This window comes from Corynebacterium afermentans subsp. lipophilum (assembly GCF_030408375.1).
GTDB classification, from domain to species: Bacteria; Actinomycetota; Actinomycetes; order Mycobacteriales; family Mycobacteriaceae; genus Corynebacterium; species Corynebacterium lipophilum.
The window spans coordinates 1,703,229-1,729,199 of sequence record NZ_CP046530.1; the positions used below are offsets into that span (position 1 = coordinate 1,703,229).

Genomic DNA, 25,971 nt, shown 5'->3' on the forward strand with positions numbered 1-25,971 from the left:
CGCTCTGCGCCGCCCTAGAAGTACCCCTCGAAGGCGGCGGCCTTCTTCGCGGTGCGCTCCAGGCGCGACTCGGTCATGGACGCGATCTGGTCCACGATCACGCGCCCGCGCTCCAGGTCCGTCTCGGCGGCGTTGAACCACGCCTGGAACATCGTGTCCAGGGTGCCCGGCGCGCCGGCGCGGAGGTACTCGTGGACCCGGTAGATGCGGTCGCGCTGCCGGTCCTGGCGCGCCTGGTGCGACGGCTGGTCCATGACGTAGAGCACCGCGACGGTCTTCAGCAGGCGGACCTCGGCCTCCACGTCCGGCGGGACCACCAGGCGCCCGTGCTGCCGGCCCAGGCCGAGGCCAGGCGCGCCGGAGGTCGCAGCGCCAGAAGCGTCCGCGAGGGCACGGTTGCCGTCGTCCTCGCGGGTGGCGCGGGTGACGGCGCCGACGTAGCGGCCCACCAGCTGCGACGTCAACGCTTTCAGCCCCGTCCACGCGCCGAGGGAGTAGTCGAACTCGCTCGCGGCGGCGATGGCGGGTAGGGAGCGCAGGCGGTCGGCGGCGTCGACAAGCGAGTCCGCGTCGCCGCCGAACGCCGCCGCGCCCTTCTCCGCCAAAGCTGCCAGCTCCACGAAGTCCCACAGCACGCGCAGCGACACGCGCCCGGAGACGATGCCGTCCTCGACGTCGTGGACGGAGTAGGCGATGTCGTCGGAGAAATCCATCACCTGCGCCTCCATCGGCGGCGCCCCGTCGACGTGCCCCGCGCGCACCCACTCCAGCACGGCGGCGTCCTCGTCGTAGGCCGAGTACTTCCGGTTCACAGAACCGTCCGCGTTCGTGCGCGTCAGCGGATACTTCACGGCCGCGTCGAGGGAGGCGCGGGTGAGGTTGAGGCCGAATGACGTGCCGTCGATAAGCACTTTGGGCTCCAGGCGCGCAAGGATCCGCAACGTCTGCGCATTGCCCTCGAAGCCGCACGGCGCGACCTCGTTGAGCGCGACCTCGCCGTTGTGGCCGTACGGCGGGTGCCCGATGTCGTGGGTCAGCCCCGCCATCTCGCACAGGTCGGGGCTTAAGCCCAGGCCTTCGCCGATGCCGCGGGAGATCTGCGCGACCTCCAGCGAGTGCGTCAGGCGCGTGCGCGGGGTGTCGCCGTCGCGCGGGCCGACCACCTGCGTTTTGTCCGCGAGCCTGCGCAGCGCCGCGGAATGCAGCACGCGGGCGCGGTCGCGGGCGAAATCCCCGCGCGAATCCGGAGCGAGTTGCGCGCCCTTCGGCGCCTCGTCGGCGCGGCGCAGGGTATCGGCGGCGTTGTAAACGTACACGTCGCGCTACCCTAGTCGGCATGACTAGCCGTTACTTGCGCATCCTCGCCGTGTCCGGCGGCCTTTTCGTCGCCACCGCACCCGCACTCAGCTTTGCGACGGAAGCTCCGCCCGCCCACATCCAGGCCCAAGCCACCGCCACGAAGGCGTCGCTCGAGCCAGGCCGGCTAACGCAACCAGTGACCGACGACGCCGCGGTGCTCTCGCCTGCCGAGCTCTCCGAGATCGAAGACGCGATCCAGAACGTCAGCAAGACTCAGGGCAAGTCCGTGCGCGTGGTGTTCTTACGCTCGTTCGGGCAGTACGCCCCGTCGGAATGGGTGGACAAGGCCGTGGCGGCGAACGGCTCCAACACCGCCGTGGTGGCGATCTCGCCGGACGAGCGCCTCTACAACGTCGGCGGCGGCGAAGAGTGGACGCAGTCCGAGATCGACCGCATGAACTCCGCCGCCCACGCGCAGCTGTCCGAGATGAACTGGTCTTCGGCCGCGTTGAATGCGGTGAATGCGGTGGCGGGCGGGGGCTCGTCGTCAGGCGATGGCGCAGGCGGCGGCGCTGGCTGGCTCGCGGGAGGCCTGGGTATCGCCGCGCTGGCGGGCGGCGGCGTGTACGCGGCGACGCGCAAGGGATCGAAGAAGCAGCAGGCCAAGCAGATCGAGTCCGCCAAAGCACTCGACCCGGCGGACACCGACTCGCTGGGGCGTCTGCCCACGCCGACGCTGGAGGAGGTCGCGCGCGACGCGCTGGTCTCCGCCGACGAGTCCATCACCCAGGGCAAGCAGGAGCTCGAGCTTGCCACCGCCGAGTTCGGCGCGGACCGCGTGCGCCCGTTCACCTCCGCGATGAACGAGGCCACCACCACCCTGCAGCGCGCGTTTGCAACGCACCAGAAGCTTTACGACGCCATCCCGGAAACCGAACCCGAAAAGCGCGCCATGCTGGTGGACATCATCTCCTCGTCCGGACGCGCGGAGCAGGCGCTGCGCGACAAGACCACCGAGTTCAACGAGATGCGCGGCGTGCTCATGCGCGCGCCCGAAGAGGTGGAGAAGGTCCTCGCGCGCACCGTGGACATCCGGGCGCGCCTGGAGCCCGCGCGAGCGACGCTGGCGCAGCTGCAGGGCGAGTACCCGGCGCAGATCCTGGAATCCATCGTGGACAACGTGGACCTGGCCGAAGCGTCGCTGGACGAGGCGGAAAAGGCCCTCGGCGAAGCACGCACACTTGCCGACAAGCCGGCCGGGCACCAGGGCGCGCTTTTGGACACGCTGGCCGCCGCCACCCGCGCCGTCAACGTCTCCGACACCAACCTCGCCGCCATCGAGCACGCCGAGGACAACATCCGCGCCGCGAAGGCCAACCTGCCCGCGCTGATCTCCGAAATCCGCGACGAGTTGCGCGAGATCGAGCAGGTCAAGGGTGCGCGTGCGCAGGGCGCGCCTATCGACATCGCTTCGCTCGATGCCGTCGCCTCCAAGGCCCAACGCATGCTGAGCGAGATCGGCGACCGCGACGAGTCCGACCCGCTGGCGCTGTACCAGGAGCTGACCAGCATGGACGCCGACATCGACGCCGCGCTGGACCGCGCGAAGGGCATCGCCGGCGACCAGTCCCGCGCGCTGCAGCTTTTCGACCAGCAAATGCAGGTCGCCGGCGCCCAAATCCAGCGCGCCGAAGACCTGATCCTCTCGCGCGGCCGCATCATCGGCTCGCACGCGCGCACACTTTTGGCGGAGGCGAAGCGCCAGTACGCGCAGGCCCACCAGCTGCGCGTGCGCGACACCCGCACGGGCATCGACGCCGCACGCGCCGCCACCGACACCGCGCGCCGCGCCGAGGCCGCCGCGAACGACGACCTGCGCCGCTACCAGGCCCAGCGCAACCGCCAGACCGCAGACTCGCTGGCCAGCGCCGTGCTGTGGGGCACGATGCTCTCCGGCGGCTTCGGCGGGGGCGGTGGCTTTGGCGGCGGTGGCTTCGGGGGCGGAGGCGGGTTCTCCGGCGGGCGCCCCTCCAACCGCGGCGGCACCTTCTAGGCATCTCGGGGCCGCCTGCTCCAGCACCGCTCCCCCGCCCCACCCGACAAACCCAGAGCAACAAACCCAGAGTATGGCCCAAAAACGGCCATACTCTGGGTCGCTTAATAGGGGTTTGCGCGGTGGAGGGGCGGACCGCGCCGCAGGAGTGCGCTGCGGCGCCGCGCGAGGCTCAGTAGCGCGTGCGGCGCGCCGGCGCGTCGACGAAGGTCAGCGCCCACGTCATGAAGGCGAGGTCCACCAGCTGGATCTCGTCGAACCCGTCGGCGCGAAGGGTCGGCTCCGCCACGTCGACGCCCAGCTCGCCGGAGGGGAAGCCCCGGGTCACGGCGATGAGTTCACCGCCGCCATCGCGGATTTCGCGCTTCGGGGTGATCGCGCCCGACAGCAGGTCGAAGCCCGAACGGTTCAGGGTGTAGCGGCGGCCAGCGCAATCCGCGGCGTAGCGCGACACCGTGAACCCGGCTTTGCGCAGCAGGTACTCCTCGTTGGTCGCCACGTCGAAGGCGCGGAACTTCGCCGGATTATCGGACGTGACGCGCAAAACGGTCTCGCCCACCGTGACGGTGTCGGGGGTGGAATGGGCGACGGACCTTTGGTCGTCGATAAGCGAGGCTCCTTGCCAAATCACAGCACAGCCACCACCACGACAAACAGCGACAGGAACACCAGCGTGGCAATCAACGCGGTGGAATTGGCCATCTTGCGCGCCTCCAGCACGCTGCGCGTCAGCCACGCCAGGCCGGCAACATGCACGGGCGGCAGCTGCGTCTCCCCCTCGAACTCGAGGATGGCTTTGCGCACCCCGTTGTGGTCTTGGGTGAACTGGGCGACCTTCTCGCCGTCCGGGCCCTCGACCACCCAGTTCTTGGACGTCTCCGGGATCAGCGCGTACGGGGTGCCGTCCACGACCGCGTCGATGCGCTTCGCGCGCTTCAAACTGTCGGAGGTGCGCACGATCTCCTCACCGCCGCACGTGGCCAGCGCGCCCGACTCGGCGTGCGCCGTCAGATCCCAGCTCTGGCCGCACACAATCGCGCGGTCGTGCTCGAACACGCCGAGGACGTCCGGGCCGTCCTCCGCCAAAAGCTTCGGCGCGTCCCGGTTCGAGCGGTCCCAGCTCACATAATGCATGAGCGAAAATCTAGCAGCCGATCAGGCGGGCGGCCAGGTAAGACTCCAGCTCCGCCAGCGGCACGCGCTCCTGCTCCATCGTGTCGCGCTCGCGCACGGTGACGGCCTGGTCCTCCAGGGTGTCGAAGTCGTAGGTGACGCAGAACGGGGTGCCCGTCTCATCCTGACGACGGTACCGGCGGCCAATCGCGCCGGAGGTGTCGTAGTCGACGTTCCAGTGCTGGCGCAGCTTCGCGGCGAGCTCCTCGGCCGGGCCGGACAGCTCCGGCTTCTTCGACAGCGGCAGCACGGCCACCTTCACCGGCGCAAGGCGGCGGTCCAGGCGCAGCACCACGCGGGTGTCGGTGCCGCCCTTGGCGTTGGGGGCCTCCTCCTCGTCGTAGGCGTCGATGAGGAAGGCCATCATGGCGCGGCCGAGACCCGCGGCCGGCTCGATGCAGTACGGAATCCAGCGCTCGTTGTTCTCCTGGTCGAAGTAGCTCAAGTCCTCGCCGGAGGCCTCAGCGTGGGTCTTCAGGTCGTAGTCGGTGCGGTTGGCCACGCCCTCGAGCTCGCCCCACTTGGAGCCGGTGAAGCCGAAGGCATACTCGATGTCCACGGTGCGCTTGGAGTAGTGGCTGAGCTTTTCTTCCGGGTGCTCGTAGAGGCGCAGGTTGTCCGGGTTGATGCCCAGGTCGACGTACCAGTTGTAGCGGTTGTCAATCCAGTACTCGTGCCACTTCTCGTCCTCGCCGGGTTTGACGAAGAATTCCATCTCCATCTGCTCGAACTCGCGGGTGCGGAAGATGAAGTTGCCCGGGGTGATCTCGTTGCGGAAGCTCTTGCCGGTGTTCGCGATGCCGAACGGGGGCTTCATGCGCGCCGACGTCATGACGTTTTTGAAGTTGACGAAGATGCCCTGCGCGGTCTCCGGGCGCAGGTAGTGCAGGCCTTCCTTGTCGTCCACCGGGCCCAGGTAGGTCTTCATCAGACCGGAAAACGCCTTCGGCTCGGTCCAGTTGCCGGGCTGGCCGGTTTCCGGGTCGTTGATGTCCGCCAGGCCGTTTGCCGGCGGGTGGCCGTGCTTTTCCTCGTAGGCTTCCAGCAGGTGGTCGGCGCGGTAGCGCTTGTGGGTGTACAGCGACTCAACGAGCGGGTCGGTGAACACTTCGACGTGGCCGGAGGCTTCCCACACGCGCGTGGGAAGGATGACGGAGGTGTCAACGCCAACGGTGTCGCGGCGGGATTGCACCATGTGCTTCCACCACTGGCGCTTGAGGTTTTCTTTCAGCTCCACGCCGAGCGGGCCGTAGTCCCACGCGGAGCGGGTTCCGCCGTAAATCTCGCCTGCGGGGTACACCAGTCCGCGGCGCTTGCACAGGTTAACGACGGTCTCAATCTTTGATGCGGGCATCAACATCTCCTGGTGGGAAAGTGCGTGCAAAATTACGGTCAACAGCATAGCCCGCCTTACGACGCCTCCGGTCACCCGCCCAGTTTGGACATAAGTCCCACTCCCTTAAGACTGTCTTGTATTCTGATGAAATAGATTGCGCCTTGGCACCGAGGAAAGGGGACGCCGTGAGCGAACGCTTCCCGTTGACAGACTTTCCAAAGCTTGCGGACGAAGACATAGACCGCACCGCTGCGCTAGTGAAGGTGCTGGATTCGAAGACCCGGCTGGAGATCCTGCTGCTGTTGGCCGAGGAAGAGATGGTGGTGCACCAGCTGGTCACCGAGTTGGAGAAGTCGCAGCCGCTGATTTCCCAGCATCTGCGGGTGCTGCGTTCGGCCGGGTTGGTCTCCGCGTCGCGCAAAGGCCGCGAGGTGCTCTACGCGCTGGACCAGCCGGACATCATCGGCATCATCCACGAGCTGGCGTCGCTGGAAAAACTCACCGAGGCCCAGGACGAGCTGGCCGAACTGCGCAAGCGCAAGCGCAACCGCGACATCGGTCACGCCAGCGGCTCCAGCGGCGCGGCAATCGTGGACCCGCCTGCCGCCGTGCGCCCCGAAACGGATCCCGGCCTGGCCCCGCAGACGCCAAAGCCTGTGCGCGACTAGGTAGACTGCAACCGTATGACGCAAACGAACCGCCGAGCGCAATCGCGCCCCGTGCCCAAGCTGGGCCCGCGAATGACGCGCCAGCGCGCCGCCGTCGTGGAGACGCTGCGGGGGCTGGACAAGTTCGCGTCCGCGAAAACAATCCATGAGCAATTGCTTGCCGACGGCGCGTCCGTCGGCCTCACCACCGTCTACCGCACACTGCAATCGCTTGCCGAGGTCAAAGCCGTGGACGTGCTGCAGTCCCCCGACGGCGAAACCCTCTACCGCGATTGCCTCACCGGCCACCACCATCACCACCTGGTGTGTGCCGAGTGCGGCCGCAGCGAGGAAATCGAAGGCGGGCCCGTGGAGAAGTGGGCCGAGGTCGTCGCCTCGCACTACGGCTACGAGCTGGTCGGCCACGACGCCGAAATCTACGGCGTGTGCCGCGCCTGCCAGGCCAAGCGCTAATTATTTATCCGCGAACTTGTCCACCGCGCCGCCGAAGCGGCGGTCGCGCTTCGCGTACTCAAGCACCGCGTCCCACAGGTCTTCCTTGGTGAAGTCCGGAAACAGCACGTCCTGGTACACCATCTCCGCATACGCGGACTGCCAGAGCAGGAAGTTCGACGTGCGCTGCTCGCCCGACGGGCGCAAAAACAGGTCCACGTCCGGCATGTCCGCGCGGTACAGGTAGCGGGCGATGGTTTTTTCGTCGACGGTGGACACGTGAGCGTCGATAAGCTTTTGCACCGCATCTGTGATCTCCGCGCGCCCGCCGTAGTTGACGCACATGGCAAGCGTGAGGCCCGTGTTGTTTTTGGTCAGCTCCTCGGCGACCTCGAGTTCCTCGATGACGCTGCCCCACAGCTTCGGGCGGCGCCCGCACCACACCACGCGCACGTTTTTGGCGTGCAGCTCGTCGCGTTGGCGGCGCAGCACCTCGCGCGTGAAGTTCATGAGAAAGTGCACCTCGGAAGGCGAACGCTTCCAGTTTTCGGTGGAAAACGCGTACGCCGAAAGCCATTCAACGCCGCCGAGCTCAATGCACGCGTCGACGGCGTCCATGAGCTTCTCCTCGCCCACCTTGTGTCCCTCGGTGCGCTTCAGGCCGCGCTTTTGCGCCCAGCGGCCGTTGCCGTCCATCACCAGCGCGATGTGCTTCGGGATGAACTTCTTGTCAATATTCGGTGCGCCCATGGGTGCCAATTATGCCTGCTCCATAATCTTGAAGCTTTTCAACCCGGCCTCCAGGTTGAATTGCAGGTGCGCCACCGTTGCGCGGTGAATCTGCGCCACGCGTATCGACGGCACGCTGCCGCCCCGCTCCATCAACCACATCTCGTGCAACGTTTCAGGGTGCACATCCATGGAGCCCGGCGGGCGGCAGTTGTTGCACACCGCCCCGCCTTGGCTCGCGTTGAACGCCTTGTGCGGGCCGGGCGCGCCGCAGTTCGCGCAGTCGAACAGGCTTAACCCCCAGCCGGCGTGCTTGGTGGCCTTCAGGATGAACGCGTCGAGGACCATCGTCGGGTGCTGGTCCGTCTGCAGGTTTTTCAGCGCGTCTTGGACCAGGGCGAACAGGGCGGGGTCGGCTTCGTCGAAGCTGAGTTTCTCCGCCGTTTCCATCACCGCGCAGGCGGCGGCGTAGCGGTCGAAGTCGTCGATGATGCGGGCACCGAAGTAGGTCACGGTGTCGGCGGATGCGATCGTCGATAGGCCTCGGCCCGGGTAGATCAGCGCGTCGACCTCCACGAACGGCTGCAGCCTTGACCCGAAGCGGCTCTTCGCCTTGCGCACGCCCTTGGCCACCCCGCGCACCAGTCCGTGGTTCTTGGTGAGCAGGACGACCACCCGGTCCGCCTCGCCGAAGTCGTAGGTGCGCACCACGAACGCGCGGTCGCGCCAGTTCGGGCGCGGTGCTTTAGAAGCCAAGCCGGCCCAGCGCCTTCGGGTCCTGCTGCCAGTTCTTCAGCACTTTGACGCGCACGTCCAGGTAGACGTTTTGCCCGGTCAGCTCGATGATCTGCTTGCGGGCGCGGTGCACGATGCCGCTCAGGCGCCGCCCGTCCGGGCCCTCGATGATGCGTTTTTGGCCCGGGCGCTCCAGGTAGAGCACCGCGTAGATCATGGTGCGCTGCGGGTTGTCCGGGTCCGGGTGCATCTCGTCGATTTGGACGGCGACGGAGTGCGGCAGCTCGTCGCGAAGCCCCTGCAGCGCCTCCTCGCGGATGAGCTCCGCGATGCGCGTCTCCATGTCCTCGTCGGTGGTGTGGTCCTCCGGGTAGAAGCGCGGGCCCTCCGGGAGCTTATCGACGAGCACGTCGAGCAGCACGTCGATCTGCACCTGCTCCGTGGCCGAGACCGGAACCAACTCCGCGTCCGCGCCCAACAGCTCGTGCAGCTCCAGCAGGCGCTCGCCGACGGTGTCCTTGGTGGTTTTGTCCAGCTTGGTCACGATGCCCACGATCGGCGTGTTCGGCTTCGTCTCCCGGATCTGCTCCAGGATGTAACGGTCGCCGGGGCCGATCTTCTCGTCCGCAGGCACCGTGAACCCGATGACGTCCACGTCGGCGAAGGTGTCTTTGACCACGTCGTTGAGACGCTCGCCCAGCAGCGTGCGCGGGCGGTGAATGCCCGGGGTGTCCACGACGATGACCTGCGCGTCGTCGCGGTTGACCACGCCGCGGATCGGGTGGCGCGTGGTTTCCGGCTGGTCCGCCATAATCGCGATCTTCTCCCCCACCAGCGCGTTCGTCAGCGTGGACTTGCCGGTGTTCGGGCGGCCCACAAAGCTGACGAACCCCGACCTGAAGCCCTCCGGGGTGTTGGTGAAACCGCCGGCGTCGGCGCGTTCGAAATCGTTCGCGCTTGCGTCTGCGGGCAGATCGTCCGGGAAATCGGGGAAGTCGTTCATGGCCTGGGATTCTACCTGTCCAGCCCTGATTGGTTTAGCTGTGGACAACCGTCTTGTGGCGGCGGCTTTTGGCGGGGGTTATCCACAGATTTTGATTTGGGTCTTGTTCGGGTTGCGTGGCCGCCATAGCTTTCAGGCCATGAACTTCACCGACTTCGTCACCGCAGGCGTGGGCATGCTCGCCGACTTCGACCGCGACATAGCCATGGCCGCCGGCCTGTCCACCAGCCGGGTCCGCGACCTGGCGCGGGTGCACCACACCTACTACGGGCCGACCCAGTTCACCCGCAAACAACGCGAAGCTTTAGCCGCCGCCGACGGTTTGCCGGTGGACCAGCTGGTGCATATCGAGAAAAAGTTGCTCGCTGTCGAAGGGGCTGCCGAACGCTGGCGCATTAGGTTGGATTTGGTGCGCCACCGCGGCTCGTATCGGGCACTGACCAAGCGCATCAAACGGTTAATCAAACAACCCGTCAAACCCGCCCCACCCTCGTGCAGGTTTTCCCGCTCGAAAGCGGGCATGCGCACCATGATCCTGACCTACAACGAGCGCGACCTCGCCGACCTTGAGCACCTGCTGCGACAACTCATCGACGCAGACGACCCAGCCGCCGCCCAAATGGCCCACACCCTCATCAGCATCCTGCGCGACGGCAAAGGAGTCCCACAGGCGAATTTTCGGCCGATCATCCTGGTGCCGATCGCCGACTGGGCCCGCATCCAATCCGGCACCGGCGATGAGGTCACGCTGATCTGCACCGACGGCACCACCATGACCGGTGCCGAATACATGGAGCACGAATTCGGCGACATACTCGAAGTCGCCGCGTTCCACCCCCAAGAAGGACCCGTCAACCTCTACCACGCAAAGCGCTGCGCCAACCCAAAACAGAAAACCATGTCGAAGCTGCTCTGCCCGTCGTGCGCGTTCCCGGACTGCAAACATTCGGCGGAGACCACACAAACGCACCACATCAACGCCTGGCGCTACGGCGGGATGACCAACATGGACAACCTCGCCGAGCTGTGCCCGTTCCACAACGGGGTCAACGCCGACAACAAAAACGGCCCGTTCGGCTACATCGACAACCCCAACGCGCGGATCCACTGGGTCGCCCCCAACGGCGTCAAAGTTCCCATGACCACCCCAGGCGCGATGGAGCTGCTCTTCGACTGAACCGCACCCCGGACACCCCGCCCCACCAGGCGGGGCAATAGGTACGCCCAAAAGGAGCATACACGCATGCCCAAAAACGGCTAGAGGGCCTCGACCTCGAATTGGAGCTGCGGGTTGGCGTAGAAGTCCTGCGCCTCGACCAGCTTGAGCTCCGGCGAGTCGGCCTCGAGGGTCACGCGTAGCAGGTCGTAGACCGACGACGCCGTCTTGGCCAGCGCGTCCTTCGCGTCTCGGCCGCGGAGGTAGTGGCCGGTAAACAGCGCGGCGGTGACGTCGCCGGAGCCGTTGCGCTTGAACGGCAGGCGCGGGGTGCGCACGATCCACTTGCCGTTATCGTCGACGGCGATCATCTCCACTGCGTCCTCGGGCGTCTCCGGGCGCTTTACCGAAGTGACCAGCACGGTGGACGGGCCCATCTCGCGGGCGGCGTCGACGGCGGCGAGGGTGGAATCGAGGTCGGTGACGTCGCGCTCGGTCAGATACCCCAGCTCGAACTGGTTCGGGGTGATGATGTCCGCCGCCGGCACGATCGTCGAGCGGAACAACGGCGGGATCGTGTCGGCGACGAAGCAGCCGGACGTCGCCGAACCCATCACCGGGTCGCAGGTGTAGATGGCGTCGGGGTTTTCCGCCTTGATGTCGCGCACGGTGCCGACGATCACGTCGGCGATTTCGGGGGATGCCTGGTAGCCGGTGAGGATGCCGTCGATAAGCGGGAATGCGTCGCGGTCCTTGATGCCTTCGAGCACCGCGGCGACGTCATCGGCGGGGATGATCGGCCCGCCCCACGCGCCGTAACCGGTGTGGTTGGAGTAGTTCACGGTGTACACCGGCCAGACTTCGTGGCCGATGCGCTGCAAAGGAAAGACCGCTGCCGAGTTGCCGACATGGCCATACGCGACAGCGGACTGGATGGAGAGAATGTTGCTCATACGAGCATTTTAGAGCTCCGGGGACACCAGGATCTTCACGGCGGTCTCGTTGCGGTTGATCAGGGTGTCGAAGCCCTCGTCGACGACGCCGTCGAAGCCGATCTTACCGGTGATGAACGGCTTGAGGTCGACCTTGCCCTCCTCGACGAGCTTGATGGTCTGCTCGTGGTCGTGGGCGTAGCCGATGATGCCGCGGATGGTCAGCTCCTTCATCACCACGGCGTGGATGTCCAGCTCGGCCTTCTTGGACCAGATGGACTCGACGACCAGGGTGCCCTTGAGCTTCAAGCAATCGACGAGCTGGTCAAGCACGACGTTGACGGAGGTGCACTCGAAGGCAGCGTCGACGCCCTTGCCGTCGGTGATCTTCTGCACCTCTTCCTTGAGGTCCTGCTTGGACGGGTCGATGGCGTGGTCGGCGACACCGGCGTCGAGGGCCTTCTGGCGGCGCAACTCGGACAGCTCGGAGACGATCACGGTGCAGCCGTATGCCTTAGCGACGGCAGCCGTGAGCACGCCGATCGGGCCCGCACCGCCGATGAGAACCACGTCGCCCTCGCCGGCCTCGGAGGCGACGAATGCGTGGTGGCCGACGGACAGCGGCTCGATGAGCGCGGCCTCGTCCAGCGGCACGTCGTTGCTGATCGGGTGGACCCAGCGGCGCTGCACCGCGACCTTCTCGGACAGGCCGCCGCCACCACCGGCAAGGCCGATGAAGTTCACGTCCGGGTGGAGGTTGTACGGGCCCGGCTCCTTCGGGTCGACGTCGTCCGGAAGCACGTACGGCTCGACGACGACATGCTGGCCGACCTCAAGATCGTCCACGCCCTCGCCCAGCGCAGCGACGACGCCGGAGAACTCGTGGCCGAGCGTGACCGGCGGCTCCTCGCCGGTGATCGGGTGCGGGTGGCCCGGCTTCGGGCAGAAGATCGGGCCTTCCAGGTACTCGTGAAGGTCGGTGCCACAGATGCCGCACCAGGCGACGTCGATGAGCACCTCGCCCTTGCCTGCCTCCGGTGCGTCGATCTCCTCGACGCGGATGTCCTTCTGGCCGTAGTAACGTACAGCGCGCATGTGAAGCTCCTCTCGGTAGAACAACCTGCTTACGTGCACAATTCTACCGAAAAGTAGGACTATTCGCTGGGCAGCGGCTCCGCAGGCTCGGCGACGGAGACCAGCACGGTGCGGGTCTTCACCCGGCCGCGGCGGTCGCGGCCGCCCTCGGCGGTGTAGCGCACCCCGTCGCGGAGAATGGAGGCGCCCGGCAGCGGCACGCGCCCCAGCTCATACGACAACAGCCCCGCCACCGTGTCGACGTTGTCGATAACGTCCTCGGCGTACTCCAACTCGTAGTCGAGGTTGTCGGCGAGGTAGTCCACCAGGTCGTCCAGCGGCAGGCGCGCCTGGACGCGGAACAGGCGCGGCTCCACCTCGGTCACCGGGGCTTCCTCGTCCTCGTCGTATTCGTCGGTGATTTCGCCGACGATTTCTTCCAAAAGGTCCTCCATGGTGAGAAGGCCGGCGACGGTGCCGTATTCGTCGATAAGCATCGCGATGTGCGTGTTCGACTGCTGCATCTCTTTGAGCAGCACGTCCAGCGGCTTCGAGTCCGGGAGGAACAGCGGCTCGCGCATGAACTCGGTGATTTCGGTGGCGGGGTCGAGCGGGGTGCCGCGGTCGTCGAACATATCCTTCAGGTACGCCACGCCGATGATCTCGTCGACGCTCTCCCCGATCACCGGCACGCGCGAATGCCCAGAGCGCACCATGAGCGCGGTGGCTTGGCGGGCGGTTTTCTCGCCCTCGATCCACACCATCTCCGGGCGCGGCACCATGACCTGGCGCGCATAGCTGGACGCGAGGTCGAAGATGTTTTGGATCATGCGGCCCTCGGTGGTTTCCACCACGCCCTTTTCTTGGGCGACCTCGACCATCTCGCGCAGCTCGACCTCGGTGGCATACGGCCCGTCGCGGAAGTCTTCGCCGGGGTGGAACAGGTTGCCAACCCAGATCAACAGCTTTGCGACGGGCCCGAGCACCGCCTGGAACACCCCCAGGCCCTGGGCCGCCTTCAGCGAAATGGTGTAGGGGTTGCGCTTGCCCGCGGTGCGCGCGAACACCCCGACGATGGAAAATTGCAGCAGCGTGACGACGACCACGGCCACCGCAATCGCCCACCCATCGGAGTCCAGCAGGTCCATGGCGAGCATCGCGCCGGTGACGGACGCGAGGACGTCCAGGACCGTTTTGACCAGGACAAGCGTGTTGACGTGGTTCGCGCGGTGGTCCACCACCCGCAGAAGCGCCTCGGCGCCCGGGGTGTCGTCTTTGACCATGCCCTCGACGCGGGCGCGCGAGATCGGGGCGAGCGCCGATTCGATCGAGCCGAGCAGGCCGGACAAAAGCAGCGCGGCGATGGTGATGGCCGCGTAGACGAAGGTCAGCGTCACTCGGCGCCGCCAATATTGCGCTGCATCAGCTTGTCCAGCTCGTCGCGATCCGCGGCCGACGGGAAGGCGTGTGCGCCGGTCGGCTTCGGCTGGTACTCCACGCCGCGGCGTTTCAGGTCGTCGTACCAGTCCGCCAGGATCTCGTTTTGCAGGGCGAACATCTCGCGCTCGTCCTTCGGCTCGATGTGGTCGTAGCCCAAAAGGTGCAGCACGCCGTGGACGGTGAGCAACGCCATCTCGTGCGCCAGGTCGTGGCCGGCCATCTCCGCCTGCTTCCGGTCGTAGGCCGGGCACAGGATGATGTCACCGAGCATCGCCGGCCCCGGCATGTCCGCGTCGGGGCGGCCGCCGCCGGGGGTCAGCTCGTCCATGGGAAAGCTCATCACGTCCGTGGGGCCCTCCAGGTCCATCCAGCGCACGTGCAGATCTGCCATCGTGGCTTCGTCCACGAGCGTGATGGTGGCTTCGGTTTCCGGGTGGACGTCCATGGAGCGCATGGCGAACGACGCGACGTCGATAAGCATTTGCTCATTGACCTCCGCCTCGCCGGACTCATTCAAGACTTCAATGCTCACTGGTTCGCCTCCGCTTCCCGCTCGGCCTCGATCGCCTGCTGGCGCTTCTCGTAGCGCAGGGCATTCTGCGCGTCGTGGCGGTCGTACGCCGCGACGATGCGTGAAATCAGGTGGTGGCGCACCACGTCGCCGGCGCCGAGCTCCTGGAACGAAATGTCGTCGATGTCCGCGAGGATGCGGCGCGCCACGCGCAAGCCCGAGACAGTGCCGCGCGGCAAATCCACCTGGGAGGTGTCGCCCGTGACCACCATCTTCGAGCCGAAGCCGAGGCGGGTGAGGAACATCTTCATCTGCGCGCCGGTGGTGTTTTGCGCCTCATCCAGGATGACAAACGCGTCCGACAGGGTGCGCCCGCGCATGTAGGCCAGGGGCGCGACCTCGATGATGCCGGCCTCGATGAGCTTCGGGATGGCCTCCGGGTCCATCATGTCGCGCAGCGAGTCGTACAACGGGCGCAGGTACGGGTCGATCTTGTCCGAGAGCGTGCCGGGCAAAAAGCCGAGCTTCTCGCCCGCCTCCACCGCCGGGCGGGTGAGGATGATGCGCTTGACCTCTTTGTTCTGCAGCGCCTGGACCGCCTTCGCCACCGCGAGGTACGTCTTGCCGGAGCCGGCGGGTCCGATGCCGAAGGTGATGGTGTTGTCGTCGATCGCGTCGACGTAGGCGCGCTGGCCGGCCGTTTTCGGGCGGATGACTTTGCCGCGGCGCGAGATGATCTCCTCGCCGAGGATGTCGGTCACGGACCCGGGCGCCTCGGCCTCCATGATGCGCACCGCCTGGATCACCGTGTCCACCCCCAGCGGCACGCCGCGGCGCGCCATGGACTCAAGCTCCTCGACGACACGCAGCGCGTGCGCCGCCTGCTCCGCGTGCCCCTTGACGGTCAGCTCGGTGCCGCGGGCGTGGAAGCCCACCCCGAGCTGGTCCTCTAGAACCCGCAGGTTGTCGTCGTTGATCCCCAGGACGGACTGTGCGTACGCCGAGTCGAGTTCGACCTTGCGCGTCACCATTTCTTCCATGGGGGCCAACCCTACCAGCGGGATGTCAACGCCCCGATGGCGCAAAGCCCCGCAAACGCCGCCGAGGCGGTGCGCAGCACCTCGGGCCCGAGCTTGACCGGGCGCGCGCTGAGGACCTCCAGTTCGTCTTCGCCGATGCCGCCTTCGGGCCCGACGATCAACCACACGTCTTCGCCGAATTCGACGTCGCGGATGGAGTCCGCGGCGTCCTCGTGCAGCACCAGCGCGCTTCCTGCCGGAAGCGCGCCGATCAGAGCGGACAGCTGGTTCGTTGTCACCGGGTCGCGCACCTCCGGCACCCACGCCCGGCGCGCCTGCTTCGCGCTGGCCAACGCCTGCGCGCGCCACTTCCCCACCTGCTTGGCCTGCTTGTTCGCCGGCCACCGCGCGATGGTGCGGTGCGAAATCCACGGCACGATCCGGTCGGCCCCGGCCTGCACCGCCAGGTCCACGGCCAGCTCGGCGCGCTCGCCTTTCGGCACCGCCTGCACCACCGTCACGCGCGGCGTGGGCTGCGGCACGAACTGCTGCTTCTCGACGACTCCGTCAACCCGACCAGACCCCACCGACGTGACGCGGGTGACGGCGGTGGTCCCTTGGCCGTCGATAAGCATGATGTGCTCGCCGGGCTGGATGCGCTTGACGTGGGCGTGCTTGGCCTCCGCGCCGGTGAGCACCCCGGCGGCCGGGTCGTCGGTGAAAAAATACGGCAGGCTCATCGGCGGAAGCGGTCGCGCATGCGGGAGAAGAAGCCCTCGCCGTGCTCGTCGGACTCGACGTGGACCTCCGGGTTGTCCGGGTGGCCGTCGCGCAGATCGGTCAAGGCGGCGCGCTCGTCGTTGCTCAAGGCGGTGGGCACGGTGACCTGGACGTGGGCGATCATGTCGCCGGCGCCCTCGGCGCGCAGCCGCGGCATGCCCTCGCCGGGCAGGTGGATCGTGTCGCCGGGCTGGGTGCCGCCGGGCACGTCGATGGTGGTCTGCTCACCGGCGAGGTTGTCCACGGTCAGCTCAGTGCCGAGCGCGGCGTCGTACATCGGCACGGTCAGGCGCACGTGCAGGTCGTTGTTCTCGCGCACGAACACCGGGTGCGGTTTGACCTGCACCTCCACGTAAAGGTCGCCGGCGGGGCCGCCGCCGTGGCCGACCTCGCCTTGGTCCGCCATGCGGATGCGCATGCCCGAGTTGATGCCCGCGGGAATGTTCACAGTCAGATCGCGGGTGGCGCGCACGCGGCCGTCGCCGGCGCACTGGGTGCACGGGTCCTTGATCACTTCGCCGTAGCCGTGGCAGGTGGGGCACTCGCGGGTGGTCATGACGTTGCCCAAGAACGACTGCTGCATCTCCTGGACCTGGCCCGCGCCGCCGCAGGTGCCGCAGGGCACCGGCTTCGCCTCGGTTTTGGAGCCGGTGCCGTGGCACTTGTCGCACAGCACGGCGGTGTCCACGGTGACGTCCTTCTTCACACCCGCGAAGGCCTCTTCGAGCGTGATGGCGGTGCGCAGCAGCGCGTCGTTGCCCGGCTGCACGCGCGAGCGGGGCTGGCGGGCACCGCCGCCGCCGAAGAACGCCTCGAAGATGTCGCCGAGTCCCCCGCCGCCGAAACCGGCCGCGCCACCCATGCCGCCGCCGGCCTCCATCGGGTCGCCGCCGCGGTCCACGATCGCGCGCTTCTGCGGATCCAGCAGCACCTCCTGGGCGGCCGCGATCTCCGCGAACTTCTCTGCCGCCTCCTCGGACGGGTTGACGTCCGGGTGGTACTTGCGCGCCAGTTTGCGGTACGCCTTCTTAATCTCCTGCTCGGTGGCTTCCTGGTCCACGCCGAGGATGCCGTAGTAATCGCGAGCCATATCTTCCCTTCTATTCGCCCCGCAAGATGCGGCTGATGTAGCGGGCCACGGTGGCAACCTTTTGCATGGTACCGGGGTAGTCCATGTGGGTCGGACCCACTACCCCGAGGCCGCCGAGTGCTTCGTCGCCCGAGCCGTACGCTGTTGTAACAATCGAGGCGTGCGAAAATTCCTCGTCCTCGTTTTCGCGCCCGATGCGCACGCTCACCCGCTCGAGTTCCTGCGCGCCGGCCAGCAGCTTCAGCACCACCACCTGCTGCTCAAGCGCGTCAATTACGCCCTGCAAGCCTCCCGACGGCACGACCAGGTTCGACGAGCCCGCAATGATCAGCCGGTCCGGCGCCTCGTCCACCAGCGTGGTGATCAGCACTTCTGCGGCGCGTGAGGTGGGGTCGGCGAGGTGGGGCGGAGCTTTCGTCGATAAGCGAGAAAGCGCATCGGAGGCGTCGCGCATGGTTTGGCCCACCAGGGCCTCGTTGAGCAGGTCGCGCAAAAGCCGCACCCCCTCCGGCCCGATCGGCGCCGAAAGCTCCACGTTGCGCTGATCGACCCGCCCGGCGTCGGTGATCAGCACGAGCAAAAGGCGCGTCGGGGTGAGCTCCACCACCTCGCAGTGCTTCACGCGCGAGATCGTCAGCGTGGGCAGCTGCACCACCGCCGCCTGGTTGGTCAGCTGGGCGAGCAGCTGCACGGAGCGGCGCAGCACGTCCTCCAAATCCACGCCGTTTTCCAAAAAGTCCAAAATGGCGTGGCGCTCGGCGGCGCTCAACGGCTTAACGTCGTGCAGCGCGTCCACGAACGCGCGGTAGCCCGCCTCAGTCGGGATGCGGCCGGACGAGGCGTGGGTCTGCGAGATGTAGCCCTGCTGCTCCAGCACCGCCATGTCGTTGCGGATCGTGGCCGAGGACACCCCCATCTTGTGCCGCTCCACCAGGGATTTCGACCCCACCGGCTCCTGGCTGGCAATGTAGTCCGCCACGATCGCGCGCAGCACCGCTTGGCGCCGCTGGTCCGCAGTACCCATTACGCCTCCTTACTCGGCTGCCAGGATATCGGTGATGATGCCGTCTGCAAGCAGCCGGCCGCTGTCTGTCAGCCGCAGCCTGTCGCTGTGCTCCAGCAGCCCCGCGCGCACATGCCTATCGACGACATCCTGCGCCCCCGACCCGATCCACCCCGAGGGGATCCCTTCCTTCAGCCGCAGGCCGAGCATGACCGCCTCGGTGTGGGCCTCTTCGTCGGTGATCGTTTCGCGGTCCTGGATGGGCAGCGTGGCGTCGGAAAGCAATTGTGCATACCGCTCGGGGCGCTTGACGTTGAAGAAACGCTCGGCGTCGATGAAGCTGTGCGCGCCCGGGCCCGCGCCCCACCACTGCTGGTTGCGCCAGTAGATGAGGTTGTGGCGGCACTGCCCGCCAGGCTTCGCCCAGTTGGAGACCTCGTACCAGTCGTAGCCGTGGGCGGCGAGCGTGTCGGCGATGATCTCGTAGCGGTCCGCGTAGACGTCCTCCTGGGGTGCGGGCAGCTCGCCGCGGCGGATCTTGCGGGCCATGGCCGTGCCGTCTTCGACAATGAGTGAATACGCGCTGACGTGGTCGACGTCCGTGTCCAGGATGGCGTCGAGGGTGCGGCGGACGTCGTCGTCGGTTTCGGTGGGCGTGCCGTAGATCATGTCCAGGTTCACGTGCGCGAAACCGGCGTCGCGGGCCTCGCGGGCGGCGGCGACGGCGCGGCCCGGGGTGTGCTGGCGGTCCAGCACCTTGAGCACCGGCGTGGAGGCGGACTGCATGCCCAGGGAGACGCGGGTGAAGCCGGCGTCGAGCAGGCCCGCGAAGTAGCCGGGGCTGGTGGATTCTGGGTTGGACTCGGTGGTCACCTCCGCGTTTGCTGTGAGTCCGAACGTGTTGCGGACGGCGGTGAGGATGCGCCCGAGCCCGTCCGCGCCGAGCAGGCTCGGGGTGCCGCCGCCGATGAACACGGTGTCGGCTTGGGGCGTACCGCGCGCGGCGGCGAGCTCGAGTTCTTTCTCGAGCGCGTCCAAGTACTGGGCGTGGGAGGAGTCCACCTCGGTGGGTGTGTAGGTGTTGAAGTCGCAGTACCCGCAGCGCGTGGCGCAAAACGGGACGTGGACGTAAACGCCGAATGAATCCATGGCCTTAAGGCTAGGCGCCGCGGCGGGAACGCTTCGCGGCGACCTTGGCCACGATCCGGTCGATGCGGGCGCGCTCCTCCAAAAACTCCGGCGGGTTGGACCCGCGCATGGTGCGCACGAACGCCGGGTGGTCCAGGCAGACGGTCTCCACCCAGCCCACCACGGCCTCCTCGACGATCTCGCCGACACGGGCGTACATCTGCGGCAGCGACACCACGCCGAGCTCGCGGGCGACCATGTCGGTCTGCTCCAGGCAGTAGGACACGATCTCGCCTAAGTGCTGCACCACCAAGTCAGTGCGGCCGGTCAGCGCATCCTGCATCGTCTGCACCGAGAACGGGGCTTGCAGGGGGAAGAGGTCTTGCAAGCCGGAGGCGTCGAGAAGCTCGGGCTCCGGGATACGCTCCTCCGGTTTCGCGCCCGCGGACAGGTGGCCGGCGGCGCGGCCCGAGGTCAGCGCCTGGCGCAAACCGATCAGCTCCGCCACCACGCGGCGGGCGTCCTGGCGGGCATCGTCGACGATTTCCACGAACTCGGCGAGGCAGTCTTCGGTGAGCTCGCCGTCGTAATCCGAGATGGCCTCAGCGAGGTGCTCGGTGTACTCCGCCACCTCGTCGCCGATGTTGTAAATCTCCTGCGTGAGCTCGCGGTGCCGCAGCACGGCGGCGGTCTTGTGCATCGCAAGCCCTCCTTGGAAACGCCTGTGGGAAGTGACAAATTGGCATGCTATGCCACAGCCTCCAAGGAGGAAGGAAGGCGCGCCGAACTAGCGCTGATACAGCTTGTCAATGTCCTCCTGGAAGCGCTGGAACACCACGTTGCGCTTGACCTTCATCGTCGGGGTCATCTCGTCGTGCTGCTCGGACAGGTCGCGGTCCAGGATGCGGAACTTCTTAATCGCCTCGGTGCGCGAGACGGTGGCGTTGGCCAGGTTCACCGCGTCCTGGACCTCCGCGCGCAGCGCCGGGTCCTGGGCGAGCTCGGAGACCTTCTTGTTCGCCGGGATGTTGTGGTTGGCCTTCCAGCGCTTGAGCTCTTCCTCGTCCAGGGTGACCAGCACGCCGACGAACGGCTTGCCGTCGCCGACCACCAGCGCGTTCGAGATCAGCGGGTCCTGGCGGATGATCTCCTCCATCGGGCCGGGCGAGATGTTCTTGCCGCCGGCGGTGACGATCAGGTCCTTCTTGCGGCCGGTGATGGACACGTAGCCTTCGTCGTCCACCTCGCCGAGGTCGCCGGTGTTGAACCAGCCGTCCGTGAGCGCCTCCTCGGTGGCGGCCGGGTTCTTCCAGTACTTGTCAAACACGCCGGGGCCTTTGAACTCGATCTCGCCGTCGTCGTTGATGCGCACCGAGTAGCCGTTGACCGGCCGACCCACCGTGCCGATCTTGTTGCCGTTGGCGTTGTTCACGCACGCCGCCGCGCACGTTTCGGTCAGGCCGTAGCCCTCGTAGATGGGCACGCCCATGCCGCGGAAGAAGTGCGACAGATCCGCGCTCATGGCGGACCCGCCAGTAATGCCGTACCAGACGGAGCCGCCCATGGCCTCCTTGATCTTGCCGTAGACGACCTTGTCGTACACCGCGCGCTTCGCCTTCTGCACCCGCGACGGGCCTTCGTCGGTCTCCAGCGCTTTCGAGTACTCGATGGCGGCCTTTTCGGCCTCCAAGAACATGCGCTTGCCAATCGCGGAGCCGTCCGCGGCCTTGTTGTAGGCGCCCTCGCGCACCTTCTCAAACACACGCGGCACGCCCACGACCAGGTTCGGGCGCACGCGTTGCAGCTCCACCATCAGCGTCGACGTGTCGGACCAGTGCGACTGCGTCGCGCCCGAGATCGTCCACGCCAGCGACACCGCGCGCGCCAGCACGTGCGCCAGCGGCAAAAACGTCACCATGCGCTGGCCAGGGAAAGACACCGAGCCGATCTCGTTTTCCAGCAGCGCCCAGCACTGGTACGCCCAGTTGCCGTGGGAAATCTCCACGCCTTTCGGCCGGCCGGTGGTGCCGGAGGTGTAGACGATGGAGCCGAGGGTTTCGTGGCGGATGGCGGCGACGCGTTCGTCGATAAGCGATTGCTCGACGTCGCGCCCCTCAAACTTCAGCGTCTCCACGCCCGCGGCGTTGAACTCGTAGATGCGCTCGAGCTTTGATGGGGAGTCCGCGAACTTCGGCTTGCCCGTCTCGTCCAGCAGGAACGGGCTCATCAGCTGGGTGTGGTCGCGCGTTTCGGTGAACGCGATCTTCGCGCCGGAGTCCTCCAGGATCCACTGGATCTGGTGCATCGAGGACGACGGGTAGATCGGCACCGAGGCGGCACCGGCGGCCCAGATGGCGAAGTCCACCAGCGACCACTCGTAGCGCGTCGACGACAAAATGGCCACGCGGTCCCCCGGCTGGATTCCGGCGGCGACGAGCCCCTTGGCGACCTCGTAGACCTCCTCCAAGAACTCCGCCGCCGTGACCGAGACCCACTCGTAGTTGCGCGGCCGGTAGTACAGCACCAGGTGAGGGCTCTGCTCGCAGGTGCGAATCAGCCGGCTGAGGCACGTGTCCGTGTCTGCGAGCGTAAATCCAAGTTCCGTGGTGTGCGCGTTTGAAGGCATGGTGCCCAACACTACCCCAGCGTGCTTGCCCCAGCTTTGGCACAATGCGTGGCGTGACCAACGTTGCCCTGCTTCACGCCCTCGCCGAGTCCTATGGCTTCGGCACGTCCTACCGCGCCTCGAACGGGCTGGTCACCGAGCCGCCCGCCGAGTCGTTTATCAAGCTGCTGCGGGCCTTGGGGCTTTCGCTTCACGACGACCCGTCGGACGAAGAACTCCAATTCCACCTCGATGCCCGCCGTGAATTTTGGGCGACCAGGCCCATGCCGCCGTGCGTGGTGGCCACCGAGGGCACGGAGAAACACTTCAACGTGCACGTCCACGACGGGCACTACGCGCACTGCTGGATCCGGCTGGAAGACGGCTCGTCGCGCGACGCGTACCAGGACGAGAACTGGGCCCCGCCGTTCACCGCCGCCGACGGCACCGTGTGGGGCGAGGCCACCTTCCACGTGCCGGGCGACCTTCCGGCCGGCTACCACGAGCTGCACTTGGAATCCGACAATTTGGACGAGGTCTGCCCGCTGATCGTGGCGCCGGCTTCCTTGTCCACCAACGCCGAGGTGGTGCGCGAGCCGGTGTGGGGCGTGATGGCGCAGCTGTACTCTGTGCGCTCGCTGGAGTCCTGGGGCATAGGCGACTTCCACGACCTCGGCGCGATCGCCGAGGCGGTGGCCGCCGAGGGCGCGGACTACCTGTTGATCAACCCGGTGCACGCCGCCGAGCCCGTCCCGCCGATCGAGGACTCGCCGTACCTGCCCACCTCCCGCCGGTTTGTCAACCCGATCTACATCGCGGTGGAGCAGGTTCCGGAGTTTGGGCTGTTGGACGAGGGGGACCGGGAGGACGTCGCAAAGCTTGCTGCGGAGTTCAAGGCGATGAACCACACCGCGGAGCCGCTGGAGCGCGACCGGATTTTCGCCGCGAAGCTGGCGGCACTGCGCACGCTGTTTTACCTCGCGGCGGCGGACGAGGCGCGCACGCGGGACTTCGAGCTGTTTTGCGAGGTTGAAGGCGAGGGGCTGCGGCAGTTCGCCGAGTGGTGCGCGGCGCAGGCCAGCGAGTCGGAGCACCACGGCGCGCCGCGGCATGCGGGCGAGGACCCGCAGGAGCTGGTGCAGTTTTACATGTGGCTGCAGTTCATCGCCGACGAGCAGCGCCGCGTGGCGCAGGAGCGGGCGGTGGCGGCAGGCATGCGGCTGGGCATTATGACCGACCTGGCGGTGGGCATCCACCCCGGCGGTGCCGATGCGGCGACGTTGCACGAGGTGCTGGTGCCGGATGCGTCAGTGGGCGCGCCGCCGGACCAGTACTCGCAGCAGGGCCAGGACTGGTCACAGCCGCCGTGGAACCCGCAGCAGCTGGCGGAAGCCGGCTACGGGCCGTGGCGCGATCTGCTGCGCACCGTGCTGCGCCACTCCGGCGGCATCCGCGTCGACCACGTGCTGGGGCTGTTCCGCCTGTTCTGGCTGCCGCGCATGGACACCCCGATGCACGGCGCATACATGAACTACGACTTCGAAGCCATGGTCGGCGTGTTAGTGCTCGAGGCGCAGCGCGCCGGCGCCGTGATGGTGGGCGAAGACCTGGGCACGTTCGAGCCGTGGGTGCAGGACGTGCTTCGCGACAAGGGCATCCTCGGCACCTCCGTGCTGTGGTTCGAGTCCGTGCCGCCGGAGGCGCCGCGGCCGTCGCAGCAGTACCGCAACCTGGCGCTGACCGCGGTGGGCACCCACGACCTGCCGCCCACCGCCGGGTATTTGGAGGGCGCGCACAACGCGCTGCGCCACAAGCTCGGGCTGGTCAAAGAGTCGCTGGAGGAGCTCAACGCCACCGATGCGGTGTGGATCTCGCAGGTGCTCGCCGCCGCCCAGGCGGAGGGGGCGTTCGACGGCACACCGCTGGCCGACGTGGACTTTCTCGACCGGGACCTTGGCGAGTACGACGACGTGGACACCCTCGTCGAGGGGCTGACCCGCTTTGTCGCCTCCACCCCGTCCGCAATGACGTGCACGAACCTGGTGGACATGGTGGGCGACACCCGCATTCAAAACCAGCCGGGCACCAACCGCGAGATGTACTCCAACTGGTGCATCCCGCTTTGCGACGCCTCCGGCACCCCCGTCCTCATCGAAGACCTCCCCGACGTCGCGCTGTTCACGCGCATCGCCGAAGCGAGCGCGCGCTAGCACTCGCTCCGCTCGCGCTAGAGGGCGCTGACGATCGCCGCGACGACTACGAGCGCGATGAGTACCCACATCACCTGGGTCACCCGCGACTGCGGGTACTTGCGCTGCGGCTTGGGCAGCTTCTGATCCTGCTTGCGCAGCTCTTCCGGGTTGGCCATGGTGTGTAAGCCTAGCGCCGCAAGCTAGCGGCGGGAAACCAGGCGGGCCGCGGCACGCGCGACGCCATCGACGATGCGCAGCAGCGCGTAGCCAGCCGCGGCGCACAAAGGCGCGGCGGCGGCGAGGATCACGGGCACCTGCAGCCAGGGGCTTAAGCCCATCACCCAGCCGAGCAACACGCTGCTCATCAGATCAGGCCCATCATGTAGGCGATCGCCGGCGCGAGCGCCGCCACGGTGGCCACGACGCCGAGGGTGATCAGCAGTGCGTTGGCGGCGCTGCGGTCGCGGGTCTCCTCCGCGGCGTCCTCGCTGCTTGGCTCCTGCTCCCCCGCCTGCACCTCAGGCGTGACCACGGGCGGCTCACTCGGCACACTCGACGGCGTGGCCGCGCCGACCGGGATCGGCGCCTGCATCGTCGCGGCCGGGACCACCACCGACCGCTTCGTCGGCCCAGCAATGTGGATGGTGTTGCCGGACACCGACGTCACCGCGGGCGCCGGCTCGCGGGTGGGCTGCGGCGACGCCCCCGGCGCTCCCGGGGCTTCAGAGACAGGCGCGGGCTCGCGCGTGATCTCCGCAACGGGGGTCACCACCGTGCTGCGCACCGGGGACGGCGCCGCCGGCGCTTTCCTGCTCGGCGAAGGTGGCGTTGTCGTCGCGGCGAAGTGGGAGCGGAGGAAGGCGTCGATGCGTGCGTCGTCGTATAGCGCGCCGCTTTGCAGGGAGCTTGCGCGCTCAAAGCCGACGACCTCCTCGCCGCTTTCGTCCACGAGCGCGTTCGCCCCGGACATCACACCGACGAGCCCGCGGCCCGGCGCGTAGACGGGCCCGCCGGAGTCGCCGTAGTCGGGCATCCCAGGGGCGTCGAAGTAGATGGTTTTCTCAATCATGCCCACAAACGGCCCGCAGGCGGCTTCGGTGGTGCCGCCGTGGGAGGCGTAGCCGTGGTAGCACAGGGTCTCGCCGGGTTCGAGGTCCTGGATGGGCATGTACTCGCCGCCGTAAGGGTTCGCGCCGACTTCGACGCCGTTGAACCAGTAGATCACCGCCCAGTCGTTGGCGTTGGAGGCGCCGTAGTAGGCGGCGGCCGGATAGATCATGCCGGCAGGGGTGGACATCTCGCGGCCCTTGCTGTCGGCGAGGTAGACCAGCGAGCCGGTTTGCCAGGCCCTGTCGGCCCTGTCGGCGCAGTGCCCGGCGGTGTAACTGCGGCGCTGCTCAGGGTCGTTGTAGCCGATGGTGCAGGCGGTGAGGCTGTCGTTTCCAATGTTGTCCACGAACATGCGGGCACCTTGCTTGACCACGAGACGCTCCGCCGCCGGCGCCTCCGCCCCAACCACAAGACCGGAGGCTGCCAGCGCGGACGCCGCGGCGAGCGCGGCGAAGCGTGCGCCCACGCGGGGGCGTCGCACAGTTGCGTCCGCCATACAGCTT

Annotated in this window: 26 protein-coding genes; 5 read left to right on the forward strand and 21 right to left on the reverse strand. The window is 67.3% G+C overall.

The genetic code is table 11. The features are described from left to right. Positions 1-14: 14 nt before the first annotated feature. Positions 15-1,316, reverse strand: a complete 1,302-nt coding sequence (locus tag CAFEL_RS08155; RefSeq protein WP_194559670.1) for a deoxyguanosinetriphosphate triphosphohydrolase — start codon at positions 1,314-1,316, stop codon at positions 15-17. A gap of 20 nt (positions 1,317-1,336) precedes the next feature. Here CAFEL_RS08155 and CAFEL_RS08160 point away from each other — a divergent pair, with 20 nt between their 5' ends. Next, entirely contained in the window at positions 1,337-3,352 is a 2,016-nt protein-coding gene (locus CAFEL_RS08160) for a TPM domain-containing protein (RefSeq protein ID WP_194559671.1), read from the forward strand. A 172-nt stretch (positions 3,353-3,524) separates the two neighbouring features. Here the strand turns inward: CAFEL_RS08160 and CAFEL_RS08165 are convergent, their stop codons facing one another. Genes CAFEL_RS08165 through CAFEL_RS08175 form a run of 3 tightly spaced genes read right to left on the reverse strand, consistent with a single transcriptional unit; the run spans position 3,525 to position 5,879 of the window. Then, entirely contained in the window at positions 3,525-3,983 is a 459-nt protein-coding gene (locus CAFEL_RS08165; RefSeq protein ID WP_194559672.1) for a hypothetical protein, read from the reverse strand. Continuing rightward, positions 3,980-4,486 carry a hypothetical protein gene (locus CAFEL_RS08170; protein ID WP_194559673.1) on the reverse strand — a complete coding sequence of 169 codons (507 nt, stop codon included), beginning with the start codon at positions 4,484-4,486 and terminating at the stop codon, positions 3,980-3,982. The genes CAFEL_RS08165 and CAFEL_RS08170 overlap by 4 nt, the downstream gene beginning before the upstream one ends. A 10-nt stretch (positions 4,487-4,496) precedes the next feature. Beyond that, the gene (locus tag CAFEL_RS08175; RefSeq protein ID WP_194559674.1) at positions 4,497-5,879 is read right to left on the reverse strand and encodes a glycine--tRNA ligase; all 1,383 of its coding nucleotides are present in this window, start codon (positions 5,877-5,879) and stop codon (positions 4,497-4,499) included. Between the two features lie 167 nt (positions 5,880-6,046). Here CAFEL_RS08175 and CAFEL_RS08180 point away from each other — a divergent pair, with 167 nt between their 5' ends. Next, positions 6,047-6,529, forward strand: a complete 483-nt coding sequence (locus CAFEL_RS08180) for an ArsR/SmtB family transcription factor (protein WP_290171988.1) — start codon at positions 6,047-6,049, stop codon at positions 6,527-6,529. Positions 6,530-6,544: 15 nt separating this feature from the next. Beyond that, on the forward strand, positions 6,545-6,982 hold the full coding sequence (locus CAFEL_RS08185; RefSeq protein ID WP_194559675.1) for a Fur family transcriptional regulator: 438 nt from the start codon (positions 6,545-6,547) through the stop codon (positions 6,980-6,982). On the opposite strand, the gene CAFEL_RS08190 is transcribed toward CAFEL_RS08185, so the two are convergent. From CAFEL_RS08190 to era, 3 genes are read right to left on the reverse strand one after another with little or no spacing between them, the layout of a single operon-like run. After that, positions 6,983-7,711 carry an isoprenyl transferase gene (locus CAFEL_RS08190; RefSeq protein WP_194559676.1) on the reverse strand — a complete coding sequence of 243 codons (729 nt, stop codon included), beginning with the start codon at positions 7,709-7,711 and terminating at the stop codon, positions 6,983-6,985. A gap of 9 nt (positions 7,712-7,720) precedes the next feature. Further along, on the reverse strand, positions 7,721-8,446 hold the full coding sequence (recO, locus tag CAFEL_RS08195; RefSeq protein WP_194559677.1) for a DNA repair protein RecO: 726 nt from the start codon (positions 8,444-8,446) through the stop codon (positions 7,721-7,723). Then, positions 8,436-9,428 (reverse strand): GTPase Era, encoded by a 993-nt coding sequence (gene era, locus CAFEL_RS08200; protein ID WP_194559678.1) that lies wholly within the window; start codon positions 9,426-9,428, stop codon positions 8,436-8,438. The genes recO and era overlap by 11 nt, the downstream gene beginning before the upstream one ends. Positions 9,429-9,567: 139 nt before the next feature. Here era and CAFEL_RS08205 point away from each other — a divergent pair, with 139 nt between their 5' ends. Beyond that, positions 9,568-10,605: an HNH endonuclease signature motif containing protein gene (locus CAFEL_RS08205; protein WP_194559679.1), complete on the forward strand. Its 1,038-nt coding sequence runs from the start codon at positions 9,568-9,570 to the stop codon at positions 10,603-10,605. Positions 10,606-10,685: 80 nt separating this feature from the next. Here the strand turns inward: CAFEL_RS08205 and pdxY are convergent, their stop codons facing one another. The 11 genes from pdxY to CAFEL_RS08260 all read right to left on the reverse strand — a co-directional run bounded on the left by pdxY (position 10,686) and on the right by CAFEL_RS08260 (position 22,187). After that, entirely contained in the window at positions 10,686-11,537 is an 852-nt protein-coding gene (gene pdxY, locus CAFEL_RS08210; RefSeq protein ID WP_194559680.1) for a pyridoxal kinase PdxY, read from the reverse strand. A 9-nt stretch (positions 11,538-11,546) separates the two neighbouring features. Further along, positions 11,547-12,611, reverse strand: coding sequence for a 2,3-butanediol dehydrogenase (locus CAFEL_RS08215; protein ID WP_126857871.1), 1,065 nt, complete (start codon positions 12,609-12,611; stop codon positions 11,547-11,549). Between the two features lie 59 nt (positions 12,612-12,670). After that, positions 12,671-13,987, reverse strand: coding sequence for a hemolysin family protein (locus tag CAFEL_RS08220; RefSeq protein WP_194559681.1), 1,317 nt, complete (start codon positions 13,985-13,987; stop codon positions 12,671-12,673). After that, a complete protein-coding gene (ybeY, locus tag CAFEL_RS08225) occupies positions 13,984-14,562 on the reverse strand; it encodes an rRNA maturation RNase YbeY (RefSeq protein WP_194559682.1) in 579 nt (192 codons plus the stop codon). Before ybeY ends, CAFEL_RS08220 begins: the two co-directional genes overlap by 4 nt. Further along, positions 14,559-15,581, reverse strand: coding sequence for a PhoH family protein (locus CAFEL_RS08230; RefSeq protein WP_034998303.1), 1,023 nt, complete (start codon positions 15,579-15,581; stop codon positions 14,559-14,561). The genes ybeY and CAFEL_RS08230 overlap by 4 nt, the downstream gene beginning before the upstream one ends. A gap of 11 nt (positions 15,582-15,592) precedes the next feature. Next, entirely contained in the window at positions 15,593-16,300 is a 708-nt protein-coding gene (locus CAFEL_RS08235) for a 16S rRNA (uracil(1498)-N(3))-methyltransferase (RefSeq protein WP_194559683.1), read from the reverse strand. Further along, positions 16,297-17,430 (reverse strand): molecular chaperone DnaJ, encoded by a 1,134-nt coding sequence (dnaJ, locus tag CAFEL_RS08240; RefSeq protein ID WP_194559684.1) that lies wholly within the window; start codon positions 17,428-17,430, stop codon positions 16,297-16,299. The genes CAFEL_RS08235 and dnaJ overlap by 4 nt, the downstream gene beginning before the upstream one ends. A 10-nt stretch (positions 17,431-17,440) precedes the next feature. After that, positions 17,441-18,454, reverse strand: a complete 1,014-nt coding sequence (gene hrcA / locus CAFEL_RS08245) for a heat-inducible transcriptional repressor HrcA (protein WP_194559685.1) — start codon at positions 18,452-18,454, stop codon at positions 17,441-17,443. A 9-nt stretch (positions 18,455-18,463) separates the two neighbouring features. Next, the gene (hemW, locus tag CAFEL_RS08250) at positions 18,464-19,582 is read right to left on the reverse strand and encodes a radical SAM family heme chaperone HemW (RefSeq protein WP_194559686.1); all 1,119 of its coding nucleotides are present in this window, start codon (positions 19,580-19,582) and stop codon (positions 18,464-18,466) included. 10 nt (positions 19,583-19,592) lie between these two features. Next, positions 19,593-20,261: a hypothetical protein gene (locus tag CAFEL_RS08255; RefSeq protein WP_194559687.1), complete on the reverse strand. Its 669-nt coding sequence runs from the start codon at positions 20,259-20,261 to the stop codon at positions 19,593-19,595. A gap of 87 nt (positions 20,262-20,348) precedes the next feature. Further along, the gene (locus CAFEL_RS08260; RefSeq protein ID WP_194559688.1) at positions 20,349-22,187 is read right to left on the reverse strand and encodes an AMP-dependent synthetase/ligase; all 1,839 of its coding nucleotides are present in this window, start codon (positions 22,185-22,187) and stop codon (positions 20,349-20,351) included. A 44-nt stretch (positions 22,188-22,231) separates the two neighbouring features. Between CAFEL_RS08260 and malQ the strand changes: the two genes are divergently transcribed. Continuing rightward, positions 22,232-24,376, forward strand: a complete 2,145-nt coding sequence (gene malQ, locus CAFEL_RS08265) for a 4-alpha-glucanotransferase (RefSeq protein WP_228496191.1) — start codon at positions 22,232-22,234, stop codon at positions 24,374-24,376. A 17-nt stretch (positions 24,377-24,393) separates the two neighbouring features. Here the strand turns inward: malQ and CAFEL_RS08270 are convergent, their stop codons facing one another. From CAFEL_RS08270 to CAFEL_RS08280, 3 genes are read right to left on the reverse strand one after another with little or no spacing between them, the layout of a single operon-like run. Further along, positions 24,394-24,534 carry a hypothetical protein gene (locus tag CAFEL_RS08270; RefSeq protein WP_181888890.1) on the reverse strand — a complete coding sequence of 47 codons (141 nt, stop codon included), beginning with the start codon at positions 24,532-24,534 and terminating at the stop codon, positions 24,394-24,396. 24 nt (positions 24,535-24,558) lie between these two features. After that, positions 24,559-24,723 carry a hypothetical protein gene (locus tag CAFEL_RS08275; protein ID WP_194559690.1) on the reverse strand — a complete coding sequence of 55 codons (165 nt, stop codon included), beginning with the start codon at positions 24,721-24,723 and terminating at the stop codon, positions 24,559-24,561. Further along, positions 24,723-25,964, reverse strand: a complete 1,242-nt coding sequence (locus CAFEL_RS08280; protein WP_194559691.1) for a chymotrypsin family serine protease — start codon at positions 25,962-25,964, stop codon at positions 24,723-24,725. Before CAFEL_RS08280 ends, CAFEL_RS08275 begins: the two co-directional genes overlap by 1 nt. Positions 25,965-25,971: the final 7 nt, after the last annotated feature.